This is a genomic window from Bradyrhizobium sp. SHOUNA76 (genome assembly GCF_023006445.1).
In the GTDB taxonomy this organism is placed as follows: Bacteria; Pseudomonadota; Alphaproteobacteria; order Rhizobiales; family Xanthobacteraceae; genus Bradyrhizobium.
This window is the reverse complement of record NZ_JALBHA010000189.1, coordinates 1-10,707: the sequence shown is the minus strand read 5'-3', so window position 1 is coordinate 10,707 and position 10,707 is coordinate 1. Positions and strand designations below refer to the sequence as shown.

General features: G+C 66.1%; 6 protein-coding genes. All 6 read left to right on the top strand.

Features of this window, described 5'->3' with window-relative positions; all coding sequences use genetic code 11:
• A partial coding sequence (locus tag MOV74_RS19835) for a methyl-accepting chemotaxis protein (protein WP_246925864.1) occupies positions 1-426 on the top strand: 426 nt, incomplete at its 5' end.
• Between the two features lie 195 nt (positions 427-621).
• A complete protein-coding gene (locus MOV74_RS19830; protein WP_246925862.1) occupies positions 622-2,592 on the top strand; it encodes a methyl-accepting chemotaxis protein in 1,971 nt (656 codons plus the stop codon).
• 284 nt (positions 2,593-2,876) lie between these two features.
• A complete protein-coding gene (locus tag MOV74_RS19825) occupies positions 2,877-4,565 on the top strand; it encodes a methyl-accepting chemotaxis protein (RefSeq protein WP_246925860.1) in 1,689 nt (562 codons plus the stop codon).
• Between the two features lie 162 nt (positions 4,566-4,727).
• Entirely contained in the window at positions 4,728-6,449 is a 1,722-nt protein-coding gene (locus MOV74_RS19820; protein WP_246925858.1) for an AMP-binding protein, read from the top strand.
• A 12-nt stretch (positions 6,450-6,461) separates the two neighbouring features.
• Positions 6,462-9,767 carry a carboxyl transferase domain-containing protein gene (locus tag MOV74_RS19815; RefSeq protein ID WP_246925856.1) on the top strand — a complete coding sequence of 1,102 codons (3,306 nt, stop codon included), beginning with the start codon at positions 6,462-6,464 and terminating at the stop codon, positions 9,765-9,767.
• Between the two features lie 205 nt (positions 9,768-9,972).
• The coding region (locus MOV74_RS19810; protein ID WP_246925851.1) for a GAF domain-containing protein at positions 9,973-10,707 on the top strand (735 nt) is incomplete at its 3' end.

Below are 10,707 nucleotides of genomic sequence, written 5' to 3'. Positions count from 1 at the left end.
GCCGGCGAGGCCGGTCGCGGCTTCGCTGTCGTCGCCTCCGAGGTCAAGGCGCTCGCCGAGCAGACCGCGAAGGCGACGGGCGAGATCGGGCAGCAGATCGCCGGCATCCAGAGCGCGACCGAGCATTCGGTCGGCGCCATCAGGGACATCAGCCACACCATCGAGAAGCTGTCGGAGATTTCTTCGACCATCGCGGCCGCCGTCGAGGAGCAGGGCGCGGCAACGCAGGAAATTTCCCGCAACGTGCAGCAGGCGGCCGAGGGCACTCATCAGGTGTCGTCCAACATCACCGACGTGCAGCGCGGCGCGAGCGAGACAGGCTCGGCGTCCTCGCAGGTGCTGTCCGCCGCGCAGATGCTGTCCGGCGACAGCAATCGCCTCAAGCTCGAGGTCAGCAAGTTTCTCGGCACCGTGCGCGCCGCCTGACGGCGGCGTCCTTCGCAGGCCTGATCTGCAACCGTCGCGCGTGACTGCGCGGCGGTCGCGCGCGTTCGTATTTCGGCGTTGTGATCGTGCCCGCAGGGTTAACCTTCCGGCAAAGCGATGCGGTCATGATGCCCGCAATATTCCGGGCGCTGAGTCGCCCCTCGCGTATTGCGTCTCAATCGTTGGAGCACATTCATGAGTGGCATTTCCATTCGCTTGACCCACAAGGTCATGGCGATCGGACTGTTCGGCCTTATCGGGCTCGTCGCCTTCGGCGCGATCTACGAGATCGGCAGTCTCTCCCAGGACGCCTCCCGCGACGCTGCCAACCGCGCCCGCGCGATCGTCGACCTCAACGAGCAGCTCTCGATCGAGATGCTCGAGGCTCGCCGCAACGAGAAGAATTTTCAGCAGCGGCGCACCGAGGGCTACGCCAAGGCGCATGCCGAACTGATCGGGCCGATCAACCGCGATTTCGACGAGGTGGATCGGTTGATCGCGGCCGGCGGCATGAATGCGTTGTCCGACAGGATGAAGCAGGCCCAGACCGGCTTCAAGCGCTATGCATCCGACTTTGGTGCGCTGGTGGCGGCTGAGACCAAGCTCGGACTGAACGAAACGCTAGGCCTGTCCGGCTCGCTCCGCGCCGCGGTGCACGACATCGAGGCCAAGCTGAAGGAGATCGACGATCCCAGGATGACAAGCTGGATGCTGATGATGCGCCGGCACGAAAAGGACTTCATGCTGCGGCGCGACCCAAAATACATTGCCGAGATGAAGAAGGCCGCTGCCGAGTTCTCCAAGGCAATAGAAGTCGTCGCCGTCCCAATAGCGGTGATGAACGACATCACGGCCAAACTCCAGAAATACCAGTCAGAGTTCGCTGCCTGGACGGAGACCGCGCAGCAGAGTGCGGCGCTCGATACCAGCATGATGAAGACGTTCCGCGAGATCGAACCTGTCATGGCCGAGGTGCGAGCTGCCGTCGATGCCAAGTATAAGCAGGCCGACGCTGCCGAGGCTGCAACGCGTGACGCTGTGCGGCTATGGATGGCGGTCACCTTCGGCGTTACCATCGTGGCGCTCGCTGCAGTCGGTTTCCTGCTCGGACGTTCGATCTCGAAGGCACTTGCCGCCATGGTCGCGGCGATGACGCGGCTTGCGCGCGGCGAGCTCTCGATTTCCGTTCCCGGTATCGGGCGCAAGGATGAAATCGGCGAGATGGCCGGTGCCGTCGAGGTGTTCAGGAGCAACATGGCGGAGGCCGATCGGCTGCGTACCGAGCAGGCCGAAGCGGACGCACGCGGGCGCGCGCAGCGCAAAACCGATATGCAGCGGCTCGCCGACACGTTCGAAGGCGCGGTCGGCGAGATCATCGAGACGGTGTCGTCGGCGGCGACCGAGCTCGAGGCGTCGTCGAACACGCTGACTCAGGCCGCCGAGCGCGGCAACGGGCTTGCCACGGCTGTGGCGGGGGCCTCGGAGGAGGCGTCCGCCAATGTGCAATCGGTTTCCGCAGCCAGCGAGGAGATGACCTCGTCGGTCTCCGAGATCAGCCGCCAGGTGCAGGAATCGGCGCGCGTAGCCGACGTCGCGGTCGGGCAGGCCCAGCGCACCAATGCGCGCGTCGCCGAGCTGACGAAAGCCGCCTCCCGCATCGGCGACGTGGTCGAGCTGATCAACACCATCGCCGCGCAGACCAACCTGTTGGCGCTCAATGCGACGATCGAGGCGGCGCGGGCGGGCGAAGCCGGCAAGGGCTTTGCGGTGGTCGCCACCGAAGTGAAGGCGCTTGCCGAGCAGACCGCGAAAGCCACGGGCGAGATCGGCCAGCACATCGGTGCGATCCAGGCCGCAACGGAGGACTCTGTCGGCGCGATCAAGGAGATCGGCGACACCATCGCGAAGATGTCGGAGATCTCGTCGACCATCGCCGCAGCGGTGGAGGAGCAGGGAGCCGCCACGCAGGAGATCTCCCGCAACATCCAGCACGCGGCGCAAGGTACCTCCGAAGTCTCGGCGAACATCGCCGACGTCCAGCGCGGCGCCGGCGAGACGGGGGCCGCCTCGGCGCAGGTGCATTCGGCCGCGCAGTCGCTGTCGCAGGAGAGCAACCGGCTCAAGAGCGAGGTGGCGCGCTTCCTGGAGTCGGTGCGGGCGGCTTAGCGGCGGTCGTCACCCCGAGCAAATGTTGCAGCGCGTCAAGGGCGGCGCGCTCGCACCACCGCACGCGATAACCGCGTGCAGCAACAAATGCATGGAAAATACGCGGGCCGGGCCCTACCCGTAGTTTTACGTAGGATCATGTTAACGCCTGCTTGCGATTATGGACGGCAATCTTACGGGATAAGAACCAGCCAGCACCGTTGAACTGACCGCTGCACGGTCGTCCGTCGTGACGCCTGGCGCAGGTGATGTGCGCGTTGCCCGGCATCGTTGGGATTTGTGTGATGTCGAAGTTGTCGATCGTGTTCAAGCTGCTGACCGTGCTGTCGGTCCTCGTGCTCTCGCTCGCCGGTGTCGGCGTGACGGCGATCGGCACGATGCAGAACATCAACGCCCACACCGTCGAGATCGCGGAGAGCTGGCTGCCGAGCGTGCGTGCGCTCGGCTCGATGCGCGCCGACATCAATGAGCTGCGCGTCGCGCTTCGCCTGCATCTGATGCAGGAAACGGCCGAAGGCAAGGAAGCCGCCGAGAAGCGCCTCGCCTCGTTGCGTGAGCGCATCGAGAAGACGCGCAAGGTCTACGAGCCGCTGATCACGGTCGCTGAGGAACGCGCGCTCTATGAGCAATGGAGCAAGGCGTGGGTCGAATATCTGAATGGCGTGCAGGAGACGATGGCGCTGTCGCGCAAGAGCGTCGGCCGCTTCCCGACCGACGCCAACGAGATGTTGCAGACCAGGGTTGCCAAGATGGCGCAGGCGGCCGATCCGCTGCTTCAGAAAGGCATCGAGCTCAACAACAGCGGCGCCGAGCTGGAGACGAAGCAGGCGGCCGACAGCTACGCTGCGATCTTCCGGATTCTGGTCGGCATCATCGTGCTCTCCGTCGTGATCGCGATCGGCGCCGCCTATTATCTCGTGCGTGACGTGTCTCGCGGCATTGCCTCGATCATCCGTCCGATGCAGTCGCTCGGCGAGGGCGACCTTTCGGCCGAGGTGCCGCATCGCGGCGAGAAGACCGAGATCGGTTCGATGGCGGATGCACTCCAGATCTTCAAGGAGGCGCTGATCGCCAAGAAGGCCGCCGACGAGGCGGCGGCGCGCGACGCCGAGGCCAAGATCGAACGCGGCCGCCGGGTCGACGCGATCACCAGTCGGTTTGAAGCCATGATCGGCGAGGTGGTCGGCACGGTCTCCTCGGCCTCGACCGAGCTCGAGGCGTCGGCCTCGACGCTGACCGGCACCGCGCAACGCGGCAAGGAACTCGCGACCGTGGTTGCCGCTGCGTCCGAGGAGGCCTCCACCAACGTGCAGGCGGTCGCCTCCGCATCCGAAGAACTCTCGTCCTCCATCACCGAGATCAGCCGCCGCGTGCAGGATTCGGCGCGGATGGCGGCAGAAGCCGTCGAGCAAGCCGCGCGGACCAACGAGCGCGTCAACGCGCTGTCGCAGGCCGCGTCCCGCATCGGCGACGTAGTCGAGCTCATCAATACCATCGCAGGCCAGACCAATTTGTTGGCCCTGAACGCCACCATCGAGGCGGCGCGCGCGGGCGAAGCCGGCCGCGGCTTTGCGGTCGTCGCGTCGGAAGTCAAGGCGTTGGCCGAGCAAACGGCGAAGGCGACTGGCGAGATCGGCGCGCAGGTGTCGGGCATCCAGGCCGCGACGCAGGAATCCGTCAGCGCCATCCAGGAGATCGGCGGCACCATCGAGCGGCTGTCCGAGGTGTCCGCAGCGATCGCCGCCGCCGTCGAGGAGCAGGGCGCCGCCACGCAGGCGATCGCCCATAGCGTCCAGGAGGCGGCCTCCGGCACCGACCAGGTCTCGCAAAACATCTCCGGCGTGACCGATGCGACCGCAGAGACCGGCCAGGCCGCCGGCCTCGTGCTGCAGTCGAGCGGCCGGCTGACGCAGAAACTGCAATCCCTCGAGAACGAGGTCAGCGTCTTCGTCGCGGGCGTGCGCGCGGCGTAACGAAACGCGCTGCACCTTTTTGGTATTTCCGCGTCGCGGCATCGGCTGCGGCGCGGATGCTGTTTTTCTTGACATGAACTCTGCCGTGCTCGACGTGTAGTGACGTCGAGCGACGGCACGTGCGTGCCTGCGCGAAGAAAAAAAGCAGCACGGGAAGACCTCATGAGCGCAGGCCTCAACGAACAGGACTACCTCGCCACCTTGCGCGGCCTGTGGGACAAGGCCTGGCCGAAGGGCCTGCCGCGTTCGCCGAACTATCTGCACGGCGAAGTTCCCTTGACGGAATATCTGCGCGCCTGGGCGAAGCGCAGTCCCGAACGTCCCGCGGTGATCTTCTACGGCCACGTCACGACCTACGCGGATCTCGACCGGCAGAGCGACCGCTTCGCGGCGCTGCTGGCGGCCAAGGGCGTTCGCAAGGGCGATCGCGTCGCCGTGTTCCTGCCGAATTGCCCGCAATTCCACATCGTGTTCTTCGGCATCCTGAAGCTCGGCGCGATCCACGTTCCGGTCAGCCCGCTGTCGCGCGCGTTCGAGCTGTCCTACGCGCTCAACGACAGCCAGGCTGAGGTGATCGTGTCGCTGGACCAACTCATGCCCGTCATCGAGCAGGTCAGGGGCGAGGTACGCCTGCGCGAAATCATCGTCACCAGCTTTGCCGACGTCGTGCCGACAACGCCCGCGTTCCCCGTTCCGGACTCGATCCGCACGCCGCGCGTTGCGGTGCCGGGCGCGACCGATCTGTTGCCCGCGCTTGCGGCGATGCCCGCGTCGCCGCCGCTGCCGCCGCCCGGACTCGATGATGTTGCCGCGCTCAACTACACCGGCGGCACCACCGGCATGCCCAAGGGCTGCGTCCATACCCACGGCGACATGGTCTACACGGCCGCGGCCAACTACGGCATCTCGATGCCGCCCGGCGAGAGCAGCGTGTTCCTGTCGTTCTTCCCGGAGTTCTGGATTGCGGGCGAGAACTCTGGACTGATCTTCCCACTGTTCTCCGGCGCCACGCTGGTCCTGCTCGCGCGCTGGGACGCTGTCGGCGCGATGGCCGCGATCGACAAGTACAAGGTGACCATGACCGCGATGCCGGTCGACAGCGCGGTCGAGCTGATGGACCATCCACGCTTTCGCGAGTTCGATCTGTCGTCCTTGAGAGACGTCCGCGTTGTTTCCTTCGTCAAGAAGCTCAATGCCGACTACCGCAAGCGCTGGAAGGATCTCACCGGCACGATCCTGATGGAGGCGGCCTGGGGCATGACCGAGACCCACACCTCCAACACTTTCACGGCCGGTTTCCAGAACGACGATTTCGATCTCAACAACCAGCCGATCTTCGTCGGCCTGCCGGTTCCCGGCGCAGAGTTCAAAATCACGGATTTCGAGACCGGCGCGCTGCTGCCGCTCGGCGCCGAAGGCGAGATCCGCGTGCGGACGCCCTCGCTGCTCAAGAGCTACTGGAACAAGCCGGAGGCGACGGCGGAGTCGCTGATCGACGGCTGGCTGCGCACCGGTGATATCGGCAGCATCGACAAGGACGGCTTCCTGCACTTCCTCGGCCGCCGCAAGGAAATGCTGAAGGTCAAGGGCATGAGCGTGTTTCCGCCGGAGATCGAGGCGCTGCTTGGCCAGCATCCGAAGGTGTTGGGCTCGGGCGTGGTCGGGCGGGACGATCCCGCCAAGGGCCAGGTGCCGGTGGCTTATATCCAGCTCAAGCCGGAGGCGGTCGGCACCATCTCCGCGGAAGACCTGCGCGCCTGGTGCGCTGAGCGTATGGCCGTCTACAAGGTGCCGGAAGTGCGTATGATCGATGCCCTGCCGCTGACGGCGACGGGCAAGGTGAAGAAGCAGGATCTCAATCCCAATGTGCCTCCTGCTGCCTGAGTGAGAGAGACGATGTCGTTCAAAAAGCTCCTGATCGCCAATCGCGGCGAGATCGCCATCCGCATCGCGCGCGCCGCGGCCGACGCGGGCATCGCGACGGTTGCGATCCATCCCGCCGACGACGCGCTGTCGCTGCACGTGCGTGTTGCCGACGACGCGATCGAAATCCCCGGCCGCGGCGCCCGGGCCTATCTCGACATCGAGGCGGTGGTGACGGCGGCGAAGAGCGCCGGCTGCGATGCCGTGCATCCCGGCTATGGCTTCCTCAGCGAGAACGCGGCGTTCGCGAGAGCCTGCGTCGATGCGGGCCTCACTTTCGTCGGCCCGAAACCGGCCGCGCTGGAGCTGTTCGGTGACAAGGTCGCGGCACGGCAACTGGCAAAGCGCTGCGGCGTCCCCATCATCGCCGGCACCAGCGGGCCGTCGAGCCTCGAGGAGATCACGGCGTTCTTCACCTCGCTCGGCAGCAACGCGGCCATTGTCATCAAGGCGATGGCCGGCGGCGGCGGCCGCGGCATGCGCGTGGTGGAGAACGCGTTCGATCTCGCGGAAGCCTATGCGCGCTGCCAGTCGGAGGCCAAGGCCGCGTTCGGCTTCGACGGCGTCTATGCCGAGCGGCTGATCCGGCAGGCGCGCCATATCGAGGTGCAGATCATCGGCGACAAGCACGGCGCGATCTCGCATCTCTGGGAGCGCGAATGCACCATCCAGCGCCGCCACCAGAAGCTGATCGAGGTGGCGCCGAGCCCGTCGCTGAGCGATCCCTTGCGCGGCCGCATCATCGAGGCGGCGAGGCAGCTCGCGGCGGCAGCGGCTTACGACAATCTCGGTACCTTCGAGTTCCTGGTCGACGGCACGGCCGAGGACAGCTTTGCCTTCATCGAGGCCAATCCGCGGCTGCAGGTCGAGCACACCGTCACCGAAGAGGTGCTCGGGCTCGACCTCGTCCGCGCCCAGCTCGCGGTTGCTGCGGGCAGCACGCTGGCCTCGCTCGACCTTGCGCAAGGCTCGATCCCGAAGCCGCGCGGCCATGCCATGCAGCTTCGCGTCAACATGGAAACGCTGGACGAGACGGGCGCGACGCATCCGACCGGCGGCGTGCTCGCATTGTTCGAGCCGCCGTCGGGGCCCGGTGTCCGTGTCGATAGTTTCGGCTATGCCGGCTACAAGACCAGCGCCGCCTTCGACTCGCTGCTGGCGAAGGTCATCGTGCATACGCCGGGCGAAGCCTGGCATGACGTCGTCGCCAAGGCCTCGCGCGCCTTGCGTGAGTTCCGGATCGACGGCGTCGTCACCAACATCGCCTTCCTTCAGGCCGTGCTCGCGCATCCCGATTTCAGGACCAACCGCATCGCGACCGACTTCATCGACCGCAATATTGCCAAGCTCGTCGACGCGGCCGACGGCGCGGCCAAGCCGCTCTACTTCGCCGCGACCGAGCGAAGCGGTGGCCACAGCGCGGAGGCGCAAATTGCGCAAATCGTGCCGGAAGGCGCGGTGATGGTCGCGGCGCCCTTGCAGGGAACCATCGTCACCATCCAGGTGAAGGAAGGTGAAGTCGTGCGCCCCGGCCAGCAGCTGGCTGTGATCGAGTCCATGAAGATGGAGCATCTCGTCATGGCCGAGCAGGGCGGCCGGGTCATGAAGCTCGCCGCCGGGGACGGCGCCACGCTGCTGCATGGTGAGGCCATCATGTATCTCGAGCCGCTCGACGTTGCGGCCGACAGCACGGCCGCGGAAGCCGATATCGATCTCGATCACATCCGTCCCGATCTCGCCGAGCTGATCGCGCGTCAGGCCAATACGCTGGATGCGAACCGCCCGTCCTCGGTCGAGCGACGTCGCAACACCAACCAGCGCACCGCGCGCGAGAACGTTGCCCAGCTCGTCGACAAAGGCTCGTTCATGGAATATGGCGGCCTCGCCATCGCGGCGCAGCGGCGTCGCCGCAAGCTCGATGATCTCATCAAGAACACACCGGCCGACGGCCTCGTTATGGGCGTTGCCACCGTCAATGCGGAGAATTTCGGCCCGGAGGGCGCGCGCTGCATCGTCGTGGCCTACGACTACACCGTGCTCGCGGGCACGCAGGGGCACATGAACCACAAGAAGATCGACCGCATGCTGACATTGGCGGAAGATTGGCGCGTGCCGCTGGTGTTCTACGCCGAGGGCGGCGGTGGCCGGCCCGGCGACACCGACCGGCTCGGCATGACCGGGCTCGACGGCCCGTCCTTCGTGCAGTTCGCAAGGCTCTCCGGCCTTGTGCCTGTGATCGGCGTCGTCTCCGGCTATTGCTTTGCCGGCAATGCCGCGATGCTCGGCTGCTGCGACGTGATCATCGCGACCAAGAACGCCTCGATCGGCATGGGCGGCCCCGCCATGATCGAGGGCGGCGGCCTTGGCGTGTACCACCCGGCCGAGGTCGGCCCGGTCTCGTTCCAGTCACCGAATGGCGTTATCGACATCCTTGTCGAGGACGAGGAGGAGGCGACGCGCGTCGCGCAAAAGTACCTGTCCTATTTCCAGGGTGCGGTGACGGAGTGGCAAGCCGCGGACCAGCGCCTGCTCCGCCGCGCCATCCCCGAGAACCGCCTGCGTGTCTACGACATCCGCAGCGTGATCGATCTCGTCGCCGATAAGGATTCTGTGCTGGAGCTGCGCCGCGACTACGGCGTCGGTATGATCACCGCGCTGATCCGCATCGAGGGCAAGCCGTTCGGCCTGATCGCCAACAACCCGCGTCATCTCGGCGGCGCCATCGATGCCGATGCCGGCGACAAGGCCGCGCGCTTCCTCCAGCTTTGCGATGCCTTCGATCTGCCGGTCGTCTCGCTCTGCGACACGCCCGGTTTCATGGTCGGCCCGGAGGCCGAGAAGACCGCGATCGTGCGCCACGTCTCGCGCATGTTCGTAACGGGCGCGAGCCTCACCGTGCCGCTGTTTGGCATCGTGCTGCGCAAGGGCTATGGGCTCGGCGCGCAGTCGATGATTGGCGGCGGCTTCCACGCCTCGTTCTTCACCGCGGCCTGGCCGACCGGCGAGTTCGGCGGCATGGGCCTGGAAGGCTATGTCCGCCTCGGCTTCCGCAAGGAGATGGAGGCGATCGCGGACCCCGAGGAGCGCGAGACCTATTACCGCAACAAGGTCGCCGAGCTCTATGCCAACGGCAAGGCCGTCTCGATCGCCTCGGTGTTCGAGATCGACAACGTCATCGACCCCGCCGAGACGCGGCGCTGGATCATGGCGGGCTTGCGGTCCGTGCCGAAGCCGCCCGCCAGGGCGGGGAAGAAGCGGCCGTGCATCGATACCTGGTGAGGGCAGTGCAGCAATAGATGAGGCTGTCATTCCGGGGCGCGCGCAGCGCGAACCCGGAATCTCGAGATTCCGGGTTCGATGCTTCGCATCGCCCCGGAATGACGAGAAGAGACGGCGTACTGCGCCATCCGCTCCCGGTTCCCGATTGACATCCCCGCCCGTGCTGCCAGACTTTGCACGATAATACAGGGTGGAGACGTCCGCGATGGCCAGCCTGTCGGCCTCGAACCATGTCGCCCGGGTCTTGTCCGTCGCCAATCATGTGGCCGACATCGATGCGTCCTCGCGCATTGCCAATTCCTGGCGGCGCTCCCTGATCAGCCACAAGCTCGATCCCGCCCGCCTGGGCCCGCCACAGACGCTGACCGCAGCCGAGGTCCGGCACGTTGCCCAGCCCATGGAGGAGACAATCCGGCTCGCGACGTCCGAGCTCGAGGATCTCGCCCGCGTGCTGCGGGAGGCCGGCTATTGCGTCAATCTCGCTGATGCCAACGCGACCATGCTGTTCAGCCGCCTGCCGGGCGAGGCCGACACCGAGATCTTCCTGCGCTGGAAGGTCTATACCGGCTCGAATTTTTCGGAGGCCCATGAAGGCACCAACGGGCTCGGCACCTGCCTTGCGGAGCAGAAGCCGATCCTGGTTCATCGCGACGAGCATTTTCGCGAGCAATGGGGCATCTTCTCCTGTGCGGTGACGCCGCTGTTCGACCAGGCAGGCCGCATCGCAGGCGCCGTCAACATCACGTCCTGTCGTGATGACCTCAGCCGCGCCGCGCACCAGCTTGCGCTCGCGGTCACGATGCAGGCGACGCGCCGCATCGAGGGCGCGATCTTCCGCGACCATTTCCGTAATGCCTGGATCGCCACCGTGCCCGGGGACGGCGGCAGCGGCCTGCTCGCCTATGACGACGATCGCCGCGTCGTCGGCGCCTGCCGGTCC

What these genes read in the sequence shown, in the direction of transcription:
- MOV74_RS19830 (WP_246925862.1), top strand. Translation starts at nt 622, where the DNA reads ATGAGTGGCATTTCCATTCGCTTGACCCACAAGGTCATGGCGATCGGA.
- MOV74_RS19825 (WP_246925860.1), top strand. Translation starts at nt 2,877, where the DNA reads ATGTCGAAGTTGTCGATCGTGTTCAAGCTGCTGACCGTGCTGTCGGTC.
- MOV74_RS19820 (WP_246925858.1), top strand. Translation starts at nt 4,728, where the DNA reads ATGAGCGCAGGCCTCAACGAACAGGACTACCTCGCCACCTTGCGCGGC.
- MOV74_RS19815 (WP_246925856.1), top strand. Translation starts at nt 6,462, where the DNA reads ATGTCGTTCAAAAAGCTCCTGATCGCCAATCGCGGCGAGATCGCCATC.